Source organism: Fibrobacter sp. UWB16, assembly GCF_900215325.1.
Classification (GTDB): domain Bacteria; phylum Fibrobacterota; class Fibrobacteria; order Fibrobacterales; family Fibrobacteraceae; genus Fibrobacter.
In genome coordinates this window covers 172,407-188,970 of sequence record NZ_OCMS01000001.1, presented here as the reverse complement: position 1 = coordinate 188,970, position 16,564 = coordinate 172,407, and the positions used below count along the sequence as shown (strand labels likewise).

The following is a 16,564-nucleotide window of genomic DNA, read 5'->3' as shown; positions in this document are numbered from 1 at the left end:
TTTAAAACTATTTTCCTAGTATTTAGATGTGAATGTTAGAAAATAATAAGCTTATTTTGTTGTTACGAGAATCTGCCCTTGTCGAAAAATTTTTTTGACATAGCTTTTCCCTATTCAATGCCCTACGTTATAACCAAGCGCCTTCGTGCGAGAACATGATGTCCTTCATTGCGTCGATACCGCCTTTTAGGTTGTACAAAGGACCGGTGTAACCCGCTTCGCGCAAGGTGTTGATGGCAAGTTCGCTACGCTTGCCTTGTTTACAAATGAAAATCGTATCCTTATTTGGATCGAGTTCCTTTTGTCTGCGAACGAGCTGTCCGATAGGAATCACGATGGCGTTCGGGAATCGCAAAATCGCGCGTTCGTGCGGCTCGCGGACGTCAACAATTGTGATGTCGTCGCCGTTGTCGATGCGCTTGGCGAGTTCTTCGGGCGTGAATCCCTCCACAGGCGTTTCGTTTGTGGTCTTCAATCCGCAAAGGTCTTCGTAGTCGATATCTTCGACGTTTGTGATTGTCGGATTGTTACCGCAAATCGGGCAATGGCAATCGTGTTCGACCTTGAAAATTCTCGAAGATAAGTACAAACTATCCACGTGGAGAATTTTGCCGTTCAGGTGTTCTCCGATTCCCAAGATGAGCTTGAGCGCTTCGTTTGCCTGGATGCTGCCGATGATTCCCGGGAGCGGGCTGATGGCGCCGCCTTCTGCGCAGGAGGGGATGAGCCCTGCTGGCGGAGGGGATGGGTATTGGCAACGCAAGCATGGACCGCCATCCAAGTTGAAAATGCCGACTTGGCCTTCGAACTGGTAAATCGCGCCGAACACAAGCGGAATGCCGTGCAGAGCGCAAGCGTCGTTGATCAGGTAGCGAGTCTTGTAGTTGTCCGTGCAGTCAATAACGAGATCGTAGCCTTCAATTTCGGCTTCGATGTTCGATGCGTCGAGCTGTTCCTTGACGGCTTCAAAGACGATATTCTTGTTGATGTTTTTGACTTTGTCCTTTGCAGAGGCGACCTTCGGACGCTTGACGTCGCGTGTGCCGTGCAATACCTGGCTTTGCAAGTTTTCGAGCGAGACTTCGTCGAAGTCGATGGCCTTGATGGTGCCAACGCCTGCGGCGGCGAGATACTGGATCACCGGAGAGCCGAGTGCGCCAACGCCAATGACGACGACTTTTGCGGCCTTGATGCGCTTTTGGCCCTTGACGCCGATGTCTTTGAGCATCAGGTGCTTGCCGAAGCGTTCAATTTCGCTATCGTCAAAAGCGACTTCCTTGCGTCTTTCGTCAGAAATCAAGCTTTCGACGTGTTTGCTTTGCGATTCTTCAATCGGTGCGCCGCCTGCGATGGCGGGCAAAAGCAAAATTTCGGAATCGTCTTCAAGTGTGGCGTCCCAGAGTGTATCGACGTTCAAATTCTTGCCGTTGAGGTAGATCTTGATGAAACTTCTGAGCTTGTTGTTTTCATCAAAAAGGACTTTTTCTCCTTCTGGATAAGTACTTATTAAATTGGCGAGAGCCTTTCTAACCGTGTTTTCGGGGACGCTGACTTGCGCGTTTTTCCCGAAGAAATTCCTAAGGGTTGCTGATATATAAATTCTCACTTTTTTCTCCGTACATTAAAAAGTGGTTGTTCCGTACAAATTTTCCCACAATAGTTGTAGGATTTTTTCGTGCTGAAATATAGAACGTAAAAACGCGTTTGTCCAATACTTAATTTTTATGCGGACTTATTGATTTTTTCTATAACAGATAGCTGTTGGTCTGTGGTCAATAGTTTATGGTTATTAGTCATTGGTCAATATTCATTAGTTATTGCTATTGAGTGGCGGCATCGCCTTCTTGTAGCTTTTCACATCCACGACTTCGCCGTTTTGTACGGACATGATGACGTATTCGAGGCCGGGGACCATGTATTTTTCGTCTTCTTTGGAGAGAATGGCGGGGCAGTCGGGGTGTGAATGGTAAATGCCGACAATTTCAAGACCGCGCGTTTCAAGTTCTTGTTCCAAGTGGTAAAGGTATAGCGGGTCTATTTTGAAGTGGACTGCTTTTTGCCCTTGAAACTGGTTCTCGGCTTCGCGAATTTCGGTCACTTCGATTTCGCTCTGTTCGGACTTTTTACCCACCAAAATACCACAGCATTCGTTCGGATATGCTTTTTTGGCTGCTAAAACCATTTGTTCATAAATGTTTTTACTATATTTGGCCATCATTAAAATTTCCCCTATAAAAAAGCGCCCCCGGAATCGGAATTTCAGAAGGATCCCAGGGGCGCCGTTTGTACGGAGACCTTTACCCGATCACCAAGCCTTCGTTCGTGGCATTGTCGCCTTCGATATGGAACGAATTGAGCACCGGATTTTCACGATCCATCAGCGAAAGAATCAAGTAGCTAGCCTTGCTGTCGAAAGCGAGGCGCTTGTCTTCTTGCGACGGGCGCGACGGGGACTCGGGGTGGGAATGCCAGTTACCAAGCGGGGATAGGCCGTTTTGGCGCATATCCTTGATGGCGGCTAAGTGTTCCTTAGGGTCAAGCGAAAAGTGCTCATTGGAATGGTCAATATTCGTGAGCAGGTAAACCTTTTCAATATGCTTGTCGTTCCCCTCAATTTTCCCGGCAATCAGCCCGCAAGCCTCTTCGGGGAGGTTCTTCTGGGCATGCTCCAGGATTTTTTGATAATCATCTTTTGAAATTGTAATCATTGAAATTCCTTTTTTTGTTGCTTGTCATTCCACTTCGTGGCTTGATTTTGCGGCTCAGCTATGCCAAAACTCAAGCGTTTTGTCGCAACATTCGCCTTGTTTGTCATTCCCGGCTCCGACCGGGAATCTCCTTCTTGTGTTGAAAGGGTGATGCCCGATTAAATCGGGCATGGCACTTCCTACTGTCAACTTCCTACTTCCGACTCGCTTAGTGCTTCATCTCACAGACGGCTTGTTCGTAGTCGATCAGATGGTCAATCGTCGGGTGGTCACCGCAGACTGCGCAATCCTTCGTGTTTGTCGGGAGCTTGATCTTGCGGAATTCCATCGTGAGCGCATTGTAGGTGAGCAAGTAGCCCGTGAGCAAATTGCCAACACCGAGAATGTACTTGACGGCTTCCATCGCCTGCAAACTACCGATAACACCGCCCATAGCGCCGATCACGCCTGCCTGCTTGCAAGTCGGCACGGCATCTTTCGGAGGGGGTTCCTTGAAGACGCAGCGGTAGCACGGACCTTGACCCGGAACGTACGTCATGAGCTGCCCCTGGAAGCGGATAATGCCCGCGTGAGAGAACGGCTTCTTGGCCATGACGCAAGCGTCGTTGATGAGGAACTTTGCCGGGAAGTTGTCGGTTCCATCAATGATAAAATCGTAATCCTTGATGAGGTCCATGATGTTGTCGCTAGTGACGAACGTGTGGTACGTAATCACCTTGACATCCGGATTCATCGCTTCCATCGTTTCCTTGGCGGACTGCACCTTGGGCTTGCCCACATCCTTTGTGGCGTGGATAATCTGGCGCTGCAAATTGGAAAGGTCAACGACGTCTGCATCGGCAATGCCGATGGTGCCAACGCCAGCAGCGGCGAGGTACATAGCGACAGGAGCACCGAGGCCACCTGCGCCAATGACGAGCACCTTGGCGTTCAAAAGCTTCTTCTGGCCCTTTGCACCCACTTCCTTGAGGATGATGTGGCGGGAATAGCGTTCGAGTTGTTCGTTAGTAAAAGCCATTACTGACCACCTCCCATGAAGTAGAGGAATTCGACGTTGTCGCCGTCTTTGAGAGCGGTGGTTGCGAAATTGTTGTTTTCAACAAATTCATCGTTCAGGGAAACGGTCACGTACTGCGGCGTTTCGACCTTTTCTTGTTCAATGAGTTGAGCAACGGTGAGGCCGTCATTAAATTCTTTCTTGTTTCCTGCAACAGTAATAAACATGTTTGAAATTCCTTTTTTGTTTAAATTGTTTTCGCTGTCATCCCGGATTTATTCCGGGATCGCCTTTTGGGGCTAATCCCCGACTTTTTTCACAAAGAGCGTAAAGGTTCCGTCCTGATTGTCGTTGAGCTTGAGGATTTCGTGACCTTCTTCCTTGAGGCTACGCGGCACATTTTGCACCGGTTCGCCGTCGTTCAGACGGATTGCGAGAATCTGACCTTCGTCAAGTTCTTCGATAGCGACTTTAGCCTTGACAAATGTAGTGGGGCATTTGACGTCGGTGACGTCGACGGTATCGTCTACTTTAATTTCTTCTGACATTTTTTATCTCCGTACTTTAATTTTGATGCTAAATATAGAACGCGTTTTTTAACTTGTCCAATACTTAATTTTTATGCTGAGTTATTGAAATTTTTTATAGGTTACTCGCGGATTCTTCGACTACGCTGCGCTTCGCTCAGAATGACACCTTTTGGGGCTGTCCTTCTACGAAATCTGCTTTATAGCTTGTTCGAAATCTTCCTTGAGGTCGGCAATATCTTCAATGCCTACGCTGATGCGGATCGAGCCTTCGAACACGCCTGCGTTTTCTTTTTGCAGTTTGGTACTGTGCGTGAAAATCGTGCTATCCGGGTGGATGACGAGTGTGCGCAAGTCGCCAATGTTCGTGGCTATTGTAGCGTATTTCAAGTTGTTGATGAGCTTGAAAGCCTTTTCCTTGGAGCCTGCGTCAATCGAGATGATGGCGCCGCCCTTGCCGTTAAACTGCTTTTGAACGAGATCGTAATAGGGATTGCCCTTCAATGCGGGGTAGTTGACCTTGATGCCTTCGAAACCCTGCAAAAATTCAGCGAGTTGCAAGGCGTTATCGCAAAGGCGTTCCATGCGGAGTCCGAGAGTTTCAAGCCCGAGCGAGTTCAGGAATGCGGTAGCGGGGGCGAGACAACAACCAATATTGCGCCAGACGCCGTTGCGGAGCTTTGCGAGATAAGCGAACTTGCTAAAGCGCTTGTATTCTTCCAAGCCCTTGTATTTGGTGTAATCCCACTTGAATTTTCCGCTATCGACGATGATGCCGCTGATGGCACTGCCGTTTCCGTTGATGTACTTGGAAGAGGAGTGGACAACGATATCTGCGCCAAAGTCAAAAGGATGGACAAGGTAAGGAGTTGCCGTCGTGCTGTCGACAATCAGCGGGACGCCTGCTTCGTGTGCGACATCTGCAACGCTTTGAATATCAACGACATTGAGTTTCGGGTTGCCGATAAGTTCTGTAAAAACTGCCTTGGTCTTATCGCTCAGTTGCGAACGAACGCTCTCAGCGGTAACTTCTGTGACGTAACGGGTTTTAATGCCGAATGCTTCCAAATCGTGGAACAAGTCGATCGTGCCGCCAAACAGCGCTGTACTTGCAATAACTTCGTCGCCGGACTGCAAAATGTTCAAGAGCGACATCGTCACGGCAGCCATGCCCGACGAGCAGGCTATGGCGCCAATGCCCTTTTCAAGAGATGCAATGCGCCTTTCGAAAGAATCTGTCGTGGGGTTTCCAATGCGCGTATATGCAAAACCCGGAGCCCTATTGTTAAAAACAGCTTCGAGTTTCTCTGCGGATTCTTGCGAAAATGCACTGACTTGATAAATAGGGGTAAGCGTAGAGCCGGTACTTCGTTCACTTTCAAAATTATGATGCAATAAAGTCGTATTAAAATCCATTCAACATTCTCCGTACATAATCCTATAAATTTTGTGGGTAAATATAGAACGCAAATGTGCAATTGTCCAATACTAATTTTATATGGCTTTTAATAGGTATTTTCTATAGGAAAGGGGCGTTTTGCTGTTATAAAAAAGCCTCGTTCAGTTATTGAACGAGGTGCTTCTATAACTAGGATTTTGTTACTTTATTTGCGCTTTGAAATGCTTAATTTTTCTCGTAAATCTGGTCGAAAATCCCATACTCGGAAAAGTGCGTCTTCTGTGCATTTTCCCAACCGCCAAAATGCTCAATCGTAATCAGATTGACATTCTGATCGAATTCTTTGTACTCGTCAAGAATCGCCTTGTTTGTCGGACGGTAATGATGCTTTGCCGCAACATGCTGCGCTTCGTCAGAGTATAGATAATTTAGGTATTCCGTCGCAAGTTTGCGCGTGTTGCGTTTGTCTACAATCTTATCTACAATCGCGACAGAAGGCTCTGCCAAAATGCTCACACTCGGCATCACGATTTCGTAATCCTTGGGGTAGTCCTTGAGCGAAAGGAATGCCTCGTTTTCCCAAGAAAGCAGCACATCGCCCTTGCGCTCTTCAATGAACGTATTTGTAGAACCGCGCGCCCCCGAAGCGAGGTCAAGAACATTCTGGTATAGCTTCTTCATGAATCCCTTGATTTGCGCTTCGTCGCCGTTGAACTGCTTTTCTGCATAAGCCCAGGCCGCGAGATAATTCCAGCGCGCACCGCCCGAAGTTTTGGGATCTGGCGTGATGATGCCGATGCCGTCCTTGACGAGATCGTTCCAGTCCTTGATTTTCTTGGGATTCCCCTTGCGCACGAGAAACACAATCGTCGAAGTGTAAGGAGCGCTGTTGTGCGGAAATTCCTTGACCCAGCCGTTTTCAATAAGCCCTGCGTCACGGACGATGTTCACGTCGTATTCCAGCGCGAGCGTGACCACATCCGCTTCAAGCCCGTTCACCACCTCAAGCGCCTGCTTGCCCGAACCGCCATGAAACTGCGTAATTTTCACATCCTTGCCGGTCGCCTCTTTCCAATGCTTCATAAAAATATGATTGTAATTGGAATAGAATTCACGAGTCGGGTCGTAAGACACGTTGACAAGCGTGTTGTTCTCAACCTCGGGAGCCTTTTCCGAAGAGCAACCGAAAAAACAACCCGCGCCCGCCACCAGCGCCACCGCAAAAACTGTCTTGAAAAAATGCAGATTCATAGTGAAATTCCTTCTTATTGAGAATGATAGTAATATTTTATTCCCAATAATTTGTTACTTCAAAAAGAAAATGCTATATCAGACTACTATTTCACAATCCCAATGGCGCAATACAGTAGCGAGAGTCCCATAAGTGTATAGAATATTCTGTGGTGCTTTTTGAAAAGCCCTTGCAGTAAAACGCCTGCGAAAAGCCACGCCAAATTGCAGATGGGGCCTGTAAACGGCAATAGTATGCCGAACAGCAGCAGGTGCGGAAAATCTTGGTGGTAGGGGAGAATGTAGGTTGTGATTGCCGTGAGGCAGAACACCATGATTTTAACGTTTGTGAGTTGCACGAAAAGACCTGTGCGGAAACTACCGGTTGTGCGGCTGTTGCGGATTTCTTCGAGTGGCTTGAACGCTTGAATTAAAAGGCTGATTGCCAAATATGCAATGTAAATTGCTCCGACGAAAGCAAATACCCGGATGAAATTTTCAAATGCACTACTGATAAAATAAACTATAAAAACAGATACTAGCGAGACGATTGTGTATCCGGTGAAAAGTCCGTACCATTGCTTTATGGCGGCGCTTTTCCCGCTCCCCATCGCTACCGAGAGAGAACAGAGGTTCGCGGGTCCCGGGGTAATTCCCGAGACGAATGCGTATAGTAAAAAAGAAAGTGCAACTTCTAATGACACTAAGCGACCTGTTCGATGATTATTCGTCTTTGCTTTCTACAGCCCATGTGAAGCCTGCGTTTTCGATTTGGCGGAATGTGGCTTCCAAGCTTTGACCGCCTTCGGTGAGGTAACCCGAAGCGAAAATGGAATCGGCGACTTTGAAGAGTTCCTTTTCGTGTCCTTTGAAATAGACTTCGCGACCGGCGGCGCAGCGGATGTCCGATTTCGGGAGCAATAGACGGGTTAGGCAAAGGATTTTGAAGCCGTATTCGAATGTGAGCCCGGAAATGTCGAGGTTGGCGAGGCGTGTGCCTTTGACCGGCAACAAAAAGTTTATGGGGACGGATTCTGGATTGATGGCGACCAAGTCAAAAAGCATATCGACCACGTCTTCTTTGGTTTCTCCCATGCCGATGATGCCGCCACAGCAAATTTCAAAGCCGATGTTCTGCAACATGCGAATGTTTTGGATGCGTCGCTCGTATGTGTGGGTGCTGCAAATCTCGGGGTAAAAACGGCGGCTCGTATTCAAGTTGTGGTTGATACGATCAAGGCCTGCCGCCTTTAAAATGCGGGCTTGATGTTCTGTCAAGAATCCGATGGAACAGCAAATGTGCGTGCCCGATTTCTTCATGTGCGCAATGCGTTCGGCGAGTTCTTCAATTTCTTTGTCTGTGAAACCCATGCCCGAAAGCCCGATGCAATGCCGAGACAGGTGAAATTCATCAACAAGATTATTATCGCCGTACAGCTTGTCGTCCGAAACGCTTTTGTATTTTTCAATGGGCGCTTGGGAATCGCGAGATTGGGCGCAATAGGCGCAATTTTGAGTGCAGTTGCCGCTACGGACATTCGTCAAAAGCTGAATGTTGACACGGTTGCCTTTGTATTTAGTGCGCAACTTGAATGCGGCTTCGATTAACAAATCTAGCTGGTTGTCTGGAAAATTTAAAATTTGCAAACATTCTTCGCGAGTAAGGGTTTTGCTTTCGTCCCAGTCTTTTGTCAAATAATCTGTAATTGTCATTCCTAAACTACCGTCATTGAGCTTGTTGAATTTTGGTGACAAATATAAAAGCCAAGTTAATGCTTGGCTAATACAAAAAAGCTATGGCTTGTAGGGACGTTATTCAAGAAATTGAATGCTCAATGGTGATGGTGGTGACCTTCGTGCATTGAATCCATGTGGTGTGCAGGGGGTTGAACCTCGGAAACTGCCTTCGCCTTGGGCTTGTAGCCTGCAATTCCCGGGTCAACCATCCCGAAGATCATGGCAATGTGAGAAAGCACGAGAAATGCGGCGAGTAGAAGAATAGCGTATGTCGTTCTTTTCTGCTCAACAACTTTGCGGAATAAAAGTTTCAAGTTCAAAAGTGCAAGCAATATCATCGGAATGCCCGCAAGGATGTAAGAGAATATGGCTACGACGTCAATCCATGTTCTGAATTCACCAGCAGATGCGAGCGGTATAATGACGTTTGGAATGAAATAGATTATGATTCCAAAGAATGCGACCCCCGCAAGAATCCCCGCGGTGCGATTCACTTTGGAGAGTGTCGGGTGCGCATTTGGCGATTTGAGCAGGAACAATTCCGTGATGGCGATGGTCTCTGCGAGAATGACGGGGATTGCCATGAAGAGAATCAGGTTCCAGGGAGAATTCTGCATCAGCAGATCCATATAGTGAGTAGAGTACATGTTGTATCCTTTTTGTTATGGGTTTGACTTATTCTCCATCTCGTAAAGCAATGTACAAAAAGAAATTATCAAAAGTGTTATTGAAAATTTTGATATCTAGTGCTAAGAAAAAGTGTAATTTTTTTACACATATTTTGAAAGCGTTTTGACGTCTTTACCGCTCCACGTGTAGAGTGCGAGCATGGGTTCGTGTTCGGTTTGCATGGAGTGTATGTGGTTGGATGGGTGCAGTACAAACTCTCCAGGACCGCGTACTTTTGAGATTCCGTCTAGTGTCCATATGGCGTGTCCGGACAAAATGACGTACAGTTCTGTGGCGGGGTGCAAGTGGGAGGGGTAAAAAGTGTTTTTGCCGAGGAGCGTAAAGCCGAAACAGAAATGCTCGTCGTGATAGGGCGCTTCTGGGCCGAGAATTTCTCCCCATCCCATTTGATCGGCTAAATCAGGCATGTCGGGGCGCGGCTCGTAATTGTATTTCCACGGCAAATAGGGGAGGGCGGGCTCCAAAGCTTTTAGCAAATCTGCAGTTTCAGGGTTCCCGTGCTTGATAGCTTCTCCAATGTAGCGGATTAGCGGCGAGTCGCTTTTTTCAAATTTTCCAATTGGCTTTGGAATGTCTCGGACTGCAAAATTGGCGGCTTCAAGCCCGATTTTATCGTCGATTTTGGCTCTCTTGAAAAGAAACTTTTGGGATTCTTCAATTAAATTTTGAATAACATTTTTCATAGCATCCCTATTCCACGCTAGATTTTAACACGGCGACGGTATGGCCGATGACTTCGCCTTTTTTGAATGCTTCGTATGCGGCGGTTGCGGTAAGCTTTACGGAATCGAGAGTTTTTTCAATTTCAAAAGCGCGACTGCCTGAATCTTTGACGGAAACGTTTGCAAATGCTTTTTGCAAGTCTTCAGCGCGGTAGAATCTGAACGGGCCGAGGCCAGCTTTTTCTTGTGCGGCGTATCCCGAAATCACATCTTCCGGCTCGGCTTGGACTTTCCAGGAATACGTAAAAATCTCGGAATGGAGTCCAGCCAATTCTCCGAGCTTGATGAATGCGCTGAGCGGAACGCGCCCACCAAGCGTTGAATAGACGGCTCCGTTTTGTGCCAAATAATCGCGTGCTTGCTTGAGCGCCAAGTAATGCAAGTCAAGCATTTGCTCATGCACAAATTCGGGAATAGCCTCTTCGCGTTTTTCCAGATAATGGCCGCTATTGCGCTTGTCTTCAATCTTTGTGTTGCTTGCTAGCGGCACGTTGGGGAGGTTCTCGTAAATCACGTCGTAATTTCGCTTGCCGTTTTGGAGCGGTTGCAAAAGATCGCCATCGCCAAATTCAAATTCAATGTCGTTGCTTTTTAAATTGTTCCTAACGTTCTGTGCCGCGGCGGCGACAACGCTTCTTTGCAAATCCGTGAAGCCTACGCGCTTTGCTCCCAAAAGCTCAATGCCGGTCAACACGTCTATGCCGGAACCTGTGCCGATGGAAACGAATGAATCAATGTCGTGACCCAATTTTTCGCGAATCAGCTTGAATGCGGGGGCTGCAATGTAGGCGACCCAGTCGCTTTTAATGTCTTCAGTTTTCGGCAGGTAGGCGTGATCGGCAACTTCAATAGAGAGGTAATCTTTGATGCGCTTTGTCGCACCATTTAATGCAAGGTATTTATTGACATCTACAACGATACTCATTACTTACCGCCTTTGGTGCTTGCTGCAATAGCTTGTTCAAAGTCAGCGATGATGTCGCGCGGGTCTTCTATGCCAACGGATACGCGAATCATATCTTCGGGGATGCCTGCGGCGAGTCTGTCCTTCGGCGAAAGCTGCGAATGTGTGCTTGTTGCCGGGTGCAAAACGCTTGTGCGGGCGTCGCCAACGTGAACGACGAGGGCGGCGACTTTCAAAGCTTTGACAAACGAGCGGATGGCTGCTCTGCCACCCTTGAGGCCGAATGTGAGTACGCCGCTGCCGCCTCGATAATCAAAGTATTTGCGGATGCGCTTGAAATATGGGCTAGATTTGAGTCCCGGATAGCTGACCCAATTCACGGCGGGATGCTTGGACAAAAATTCAGCCAATGCGAGTGCGTTGTTGCTGTGTTGCGGCATTCGCAAATGGAGCGTTTCAAGGCCCAAATTCAAAAGGAATGCATTGAACGGGCTTAATGCGGCGCCATAATCGCGCAAGAATTGAGCACGAGCCTTTGCGATAAATGCGGCACGTCCAAATTTTTGAGTATAGGAGGTGTTTGCGTATTGCGCATCCGGTTCCACGAGGTCTGGGAACTTACCGTTTTCCCAGTTGTAATTGCCACCATCAATGACGACACCGCCGAGCGCAACGGCGTGACCATCGATGTACTTTGTGGCCGAATGAATGACAACGTTTGCGCCGAGTTTTAAAGGCTTCACGAGAAATGGCGTTGCGAGCGTGTTATCTACGAGGAAGGGAACGTCAAATTCCTTGGCGAGCTTGGAAAACTTTTCAAAATCTAAAATGCCCAAGGCGGGATTGCCAATCGTTTCGCCGAAAATGAGCTTGGTGTTGGGGCGGAATGCTTTGCGGAGTTCTGCGATGGAATCTTCCGGGTCGATGAACGTCGTTTCAATGCCGAGCTTGGAAAGCCTTACGCTGAGCAATGTGTAGCTGCCGCCGTAAATGGTTTTGCTTGCAACAATGTGGTCGCCTGCTTTCACGAGGTTCGAAATCGCAAGGAGGACTGCGGCTTGCCCCGATGCGGTTGCAACTGCACCCACGCCGCCTTCGAGTTCCGTAATCTTGCTTTCAAATGCCGCTACGGTCGGGTTCCCTGTGCGGGTGTATTTGTTGCCTGATTGCTTGAGTGCAAAGAGGCGTTCCACTTCATCGACGTCTTCGTACTTGTAAGTCGTGGACTGGAAAATCGGGAGTACGCGTGGTTCGCCAATCTTGGGCTTCCATCCTGCCTGTAAACACTTTGTTGCAAAATTCCATTTGCTCGGATCAGTAACGTTAGCGGTATTCTTTGCAGATTCAATTTTCTTTTTTGATGTATTCTTTGTCATATTAAAAACTCCTCTTTCGCGCCAAAATATAGAACGCAACTATTACCTTGTCCAATACTAAATAAATATTGTAGGTTATAAGATTAATTTATTAGTATTGTTTAATGCTGGATTTTACTGGATCCTTCACGTTGTTCAGGATGACGAAAATCGTCTTCTACGTCAGTCCCCTAGCGGGGCTTGACTTGTTCGCCTCGGATATAGAAACATGCAAGCATGTTTCTGCATCACTCGGCTCCTACGTCATTCCCCTGCGGGGCATGACTGCTGCGGTTATCCAATACGAACGCAAGCGTTCGTGCTGTCTAACCTTGCGCGTCATTCCGAACGTAGTGAGGAATCCAGTTATCTCTCGTCTATCGAAATAAGCAATTGTCAGCAATTAGAAAAACTTATAACTCGCTGCATTTTGCATTATGACGCGCAAAAATCCGTGGACGAATGCTGTCAATCATCCCCATAAAATTCTTATATTTCGAGCCATGGCATTATCAGCAAATATTACACGCGAAGGAGCGCTTGAACTCCTTAAGAAATACAATAAGGATCCGTTCCACCTTGAACATGGCGAAATCGTAGAAAATACGATGCGTTACTTTGCTCGTGAACTAGGTTACGGCGAAGACGAAGAATTCTGGGGAATTGTCGGTCTCTTGCACGACCTTGATTTTGAATTGTGGCCGGAACAGCATTGCATCAAGGAACGTGAATTGATGCAAGAGGCGGGTCTCTCCGAAGAGCTGATTCATGCGACGACGAGCCACGGCTGGAGTATAACAGTTGATGTCAAGCCAGAACATGAAATGGAAAAAGTGCTTTATGCCGTTGACGAACTCACGGGCTTGATTGGTGCGGTCGTTTTGATGCGCCCGTCCAAAAGCGTGCAGGATTTGGAACTGAAATCCGTCTTGAAAAAGTACAAGTCCCCGAAATTTGCGGCAGGCTGCTCTCGCGAAGTCATTGAACGCGGCGCAAATATCCTTGGCTGGGAATTAAATGACCTCATCTCCCGCACGATTGCTGCGCTGAAGACTTTCAGGCCGTGATTTTTACGCCGTGATTTAGGCGGCGGACTTTTTCTTGAAAAAATTCTTGAGCCTTTTTACGCCTTCAACGCCCAAAATGGAAAGCCCGCTGTACTGAAAAGTCTTGGCAAGTCCAAAAAGTACAACCCATAACACGCCCTTGGCTTCTGCTGAAATGGGGAGTGTCATTTGCGCAAATGACAATATGTAAAAGGGAATGCAGAGCAGTAAAACGATTATACCTGTTCTGAACGAGAAACTTTGTAATTTTTTTACAATTCTGTCTTTTGTTGACACCAAAAAATTCTTCATAGCTGATATTCCTGATGCCAAAAGATATTTCTTTTTTCTACATAATCAAGGGAATTTTAAAAAAAGCAGAAAAAAGTATGATTAAAAATGACAGAAAACGCTCCGAAAAAAATCGGAGCGTCTTGTGTTTTTGGTTGTTTTGGATTGCTAAATGACGACGATTGGTTCGCGAATAGATTTGTTTTCGAGTAAGAACGCGTAGTTGCCTACGGTCACAAAGAGACGGTAAATGAATACATCGACTTTTTCGCCAACGGAAATACTAGGCTCGTCGAAAGAGCGGCGCGCGGTAAGAGTTTCTCCGTTGACGAGTACTGTGATTTCGATGCCACTCCCGCGGAATGCGACGTCAGTCACGACACCTTCTTCGGCAGAATTCTTGAATTTTTGAACTTCGTTTTTCTTGGTGACCTTGACAAATTCAGGGCGGACTATCGCTTGGTCTACATTCGGGATTGTGTCAAAGCTGTGGAACTTGTTGTAATCTTTAAAAATGCTTGGTTGTCCAAAGAACGAGGCTACAAAAGCGGTTTTGGGCTTGCTGTAAACTTCTAGTGGCTTGCCAATTTGATCGATGCGTCCTTTGTTTGTGATGATGATTTCGTCGGCGACTTCGATGGCTTCGTCCTGGTCGTGAGTCACGAAAATACTTGTGACACCGAGCTTTGCAATCATCTCCTTGAGCCAGTGGCGCAGTTCTTGGCGGACTTTCGCGTCAATGGCGGCGAATGGCTCGTCGAGCAAAAGTAACTGTGGATTTGGCGCGAGTGCGCGTGCAAATGCGACACGTTGGCGCTGGCCGCCCGAAAGTTGGCTCGGGTAGCGATTTTCGAGACCTTCAAGGCCGATGAGCTTTACCAGTTCGGCGACGCGTTCCTTGATTTCGTTTTCGGATTTCTTGAGCACGCGAAGGCCAAATGCAATGTTTTCGAAAACGGTCATGTAGCGGAATAGCGCATAACTTTGGAATACAAAGCCGATGCCGCGCTTGCTTGCTGGGACGTTGTTGATGACTTTCCCGTCGATGATGATTTCGCCGCTATCGGGATTTTCAAGTCCTGCGATCATGCGGAGTATGGTCGTCTTTCCGGAACCGCTCGGACCCAGGAGGCCGATGAGTTTGCCTTTTTCGATGCCGAAAGAAACGTTGTCTGATGCCTTGAAATTGCCAAAGTGTTTGTTGATGTTTTTTAATTCTACGTACATACAATCTCCTTTTATATTTTCTTTCGACCTCTGTATTCAATCGCGCTTCGTGCAATCAAAATGGCGATGGCTAGCATCACAAGGATTGATGAAACTGCAAAGGCGGGCACATACTGGAATTCGTTGAAGAGAATTTCTACATGCAAGGGAAGCGTATTTGTCTTTCCGCGCAAATGCCCGGAGATGACCGAGACAGCGCCGAATTCACCCATGGCACGGGCGGCGCAGAGCACCACGCCGTACAGAAATGCCCACTTGATGTGCGGAAATGTAATCTTACGGAAAATGGTCCAGCCTTTAGCGCCCATCAGTGCTGCTGCCTCTTCTTCGTCGTTTCCGCGAGCTTCCAGAACGGGAATCAATTCACGCGAAATGAATGGAAATGTGACGAAAATCGTTGCAAGAACAATGCCAGGTACGGCAAAGACTATCTTGATGTCCCAACTTTGCAATAGCGGGTAAATGGGGCTTTGGCGTCCGAACGTGAGCAAGAAGATAAGGCCTGCGATAATCGGTGAAACCGTTACCGGCAAGTCTATCAATGTCGTAAGGATTTTTTTGCCTTTGAAATGGAACTTGGTGAGTGACCATGCTGCGCTCAAGCCGAAAACGGTGTTGATGATGACCGCAAGTAAAGTCGCTTCGAGGGTGAGCCAAATGGCTTTGGTGGTGTAGTTGTCGCTAACAGCCTTTGCATAAATGTCAAATCCTTGCTTGAATGCTTCGGCGATAACTGTAATCAAGGGGAGTAAAAGCATGAGCACCACAAAGGCGATGCTTATGCCAATCAAGGACCATTTGACAATCTTTGAAGAAGTCGTTACTTTGTACATTAAGCGCCTCCTTTCAGAATTTTGGTATTTCTTGTTTGTATTAAGTTCACTAGGAAAAGCGTTACAAACGAGGCTACGAGCATGACAAGCGCAATTGTCGTCGCACTCGCGTAATCGTATTCCTGCAGTTCTGACATGATAATTAGCGGTGCAATTTCTGTTTCGAATGGCTTGTTGCCTGCGATGAAAACGACGCTGCCATATTCACCGAGGCAACGCCCGAACGCAAGCCCGAATCCCGTCAATGCGGCTGGTACGATTTCTGGGAAAATCACTTTCCAAAAAATACGGCCCCGTGATGCGCCTAGCACGCCTGCGGCTTCTTCGTATGCGGGGTCCAGTTTCTCGAGTACGGGCTGCACTGCACGTACTACAAATGGAATGCCGATAAACACGAGCGCAACCGTAATGCCGATTTGCGTAAAGGCAATTTTGATGCCGAATTTTGCAAAGAATCCGCCCACAAGGCCTGTATCTGCTGTGAGTGCCGTGAGAGCGATGCCCGCCACAGCTGTCGGCAAGGCAAATGGAAGTTCGATCATCCCGTCAATCAATCGTTTGAGTGGAAATGTGTATTTTACAAGAACCCACGCAAGAATGATGCCCATTACTGCATTGATGAGCGATGCGATAAATGCAGTTGTAAAACTCACACGAAAGCTAGAGAGCACTCGGTCGCGCGTAATGGTCTCTATAATTTCGTCAAAACTCATTTGCGCCGTAAACACCACAAGCGATGCAAGCGGAATGAGCACGACAACGCCCAAAATGGCGAGCGTGATGCCTGTAGTAAGGCCGAAACCTGGTATAACACTTCTATTTGTTCTTTTCATAATTGGGCTCAAATATAGAACGCACTTTTCAGCTTGTCCAATATTTTATTTCTAGCGTCTGTTAT

General features: G+C 47.4%; 19 protein-coding genes. 1 reads left to right on the top strand and 18 read right to left on the bottom strand.

The window, feature by feature from the left end:
* Positions 1-127: 127 nt before the first annotated feature.
* The 14 genes from thiF to CRN95_RS00740 form a co-directional block, all read right to left on the bottom strand.
* Positions 128-1,606 (bottom strand): thiazole biosynthesis adenylyltransferase ThiF, encoded by a 1,479-nt coding sequence (gene thiF, locus CRN95_RS00805; protein ID WP_097019814.1) that lies wholly within the window; start codon positions 1,604-1,606, stop codon positions 128-130.
* Positions 1,607-1,810: 204 nt separating this feature from the next.
* Positions 1,811-2,215: a Mov34/MPN/PAD-1 family protein gene (locus CRN95_RS00800; protein WP_255405730.1), complete on the bottom strand. Its 405-nt coding sequence runs from the start codon at positions 2,213-2,215 to the stop codon at positions 1,811-1,813.
* Between the two features lie 82 nt (positions 2,216-2,297).
* Complete coding sequence (locus tag CRN95_RS00795) at positions 2,298-2,708, bottom strand: M67 family metallopeptidase (protein WP_012820010.1); 411 nt, start codon at positions 2,706-2,708, stop codon at positions 2,298-2,300.
* Positions 2,709-2,916: 208 nt separating this feature from the next.
* A complete protein-coding gene (locus CRN95_RS00790) occupies positions 2,917-3,726 on the bottom strand; it encodes a molybdopterin-synthase adenylyltransferase MoeB (RefSeq protein WP_097019813.1) in 810 nt (269 codons plus the stop codon).
* A complete protein-coding gene (thiS, locus tag CRN95_RS00785; protein WP_097019812.1) occupies positions 3,726-3,932 on the bottom strand; it encodes a sulfur carrier protein ThiS in 207 nt (68 codons plus the stop codon). The genes CRN95_RS00790 and thiS overlap by 1 nt, the downstream gene beginning before the upstream one ends.
* Before the next feature lie 72 nt (positions 3,933-4,004).
* Positions 4,005-4,253: a sulfurtransferase TusA family protein gene (locus CRN95_RS00780; protein WP_012820007.1), complete on the bottom strand. Its 249-nt coding sequence runs from the start codon at positions 4,251-4,253 to the stop codon at positions 4,005-4,007.
* Positions 4,254-4,418: 165 nt separating this feature from the next.
* Entirely contained in the window at positions 4,419-5,648 is a 1,230-nt protein-coding gene (locus CRN95_RS00775; protein ID WP_012820006.1) for an O-acetylhomoserine aminocarboxypropyltransferase/cysteine synthase family protein, read from the bottom strand.
* Between the two features lie 208 nt (positions 5,649-5,856).
* A complete protein-coding gene (locus CRN95_RS00770) occupies positions 5,857-6,882 on the bottom strand; it encodes a sulfate ABC transporter substrate-binding protein (protein ID WP_097019811.1) in 1,026 nt (341 codons plus the stop codon).
* 86 nt (positions 6,883-6,968) lie between these two features.
* Positions 6,969-7,565, bottom strand: a complete 597-nt coding sequence (locus CRN95_RS00765; protein ID WP_097019810.1) for a LysE family translocator — start codon at positions 7,563-7,565, stop codon at positions 6,969-6,971.
* A 19-nt stretch (positions 7,566-7,584) separates the two neighbouring features.
* Complete coding sequence (bioB, locus tag CRN95_RS00760) at positions 7,585-8,574, bottom strand: biotin synthase BioB (RefSeq protein WP_097019809.1); 990 nt, start codon at positions 8,572-8,574, stop codon at positions 7,585-7,587.
* Positions 8,575-8,693: 119 nt separating this feature from the next.
* A complete protein-coding gene (locus CRN95_RS00755) occupies positions 8,694-9,245 on the bottom strand; it encodes a DUF6803 family protein (protein WP_097019808.1) in 552 nt (183 codons plus the stop codon).
* Between the two features lie 123 nt (positions 9,246-9,368).
* On the bottom strand, positions 9,369-9,971 hold the full coding sequence (locus CRN95_RS00750) for a dimethylsulfonioproprionate lyase family protein (protein WP_097019807.1): 603 nt from the start codon (positions 9,969-9,971) through the stop codon (positions 9,369-9,371).
* A 7-nt stretch (positions 9,972-9,978) separates the two neighbouring features.
* A complete protein-coding gene (locus CRN95_RS00745) occupies positions 9,979-10,935 on the bottom strand; it encodes a 50S ribosomal protein L11 methyltransferase (protein WP_097019806.1) in 957 nt (318 codons plus the stop codon).
* Positions 10,935-12,290: an O-acetylhomoserine aminocarboxypropyltransferase/cysteine synthase family protein gene (locus CRN95_RS00740; protein ID WP_097019805.1), complete on the bottom strand. Its 1,356-nt coding sequence runs from the start codon at positions 12,288-12,290 to the stop codon at positions 10,935-10,937. The genes CRN95_RS00745 and CRN95_RS00740 overlap by 1 nt, the downstream gene beginning before the upstream one ends.
* 482 nt (positions 12,291-12,772) lie before the next feature.
* On the opposite strand from CRN95_RS00740, the gene CRN95_RS00735 reads away from it, so the two are divergent.
* Entirely contained in the window at positions 12,773-13,336 is a 564-nt protein-coding gene (locus CRN95_RS00735; RefSeq protein ID WP_012819998.1) for a hydrolase, read from the top strand.
* Positions 13,337-13,351: 15 nt separating this feature from the next.
* Here the strand turns inward: CRN95_RS00735 and CRN95_RS15120 are convergent, their stop codons facing one another.
* The 4 genes from CRN95_RS15120 to cysT form a co-directional block, all read right to left on the bottom strand.
* Entirely contained in the window at positions 13,352-13,627 is a 276-nt protein-coding gene (locus CRN95_RS15120) for a hypothetical protein (protein ID WP_012819997.1), read from the bottom strand.
* 147 nt (positions 13,628-13,774) lie between these two features.
* Positions 13,775-14,833 (bottom strand): ABC transporter ATP-binding protein, encoded by a 1,059-nt coding sequence (locus tag CRN95_RS00725; RefSeq protein WP_012819996.1) that lies wholly within the window; start codon positions 14,831-14,833, stop codon positions 13,775-13,777.
* Between the two features lie 11 nt (positions 14,834-14,844).
* On the bottom strand, positions 14,845-15,666 hold the full coding sequence (cysW, locus tag CRN95_RS00720; protein WP_088629533.1) for a sulfate ABC transporter permease subunit CysW: 822 nt from the start codon (positions 15,664-15,666) through the stop codon (positions 14,845-14,847).
* Complete coding sequence (gene cysT, locus CRN95_RS00715) at positions 15,666-16,499, bottom strand: sulfate ABC transporter permease subunit CysT (protein ID WP_088629534.1); 834 nt, start codon at positions 16,497-16,499, stop codon at positions 15,666-15,668. The genes cysW and cysT overlap by 1 nt, the downstream gene beginning before the upstream one ends.
* Between the last annotated feature and the right edge of the window lie 65 nt (positions 16,500-16,564).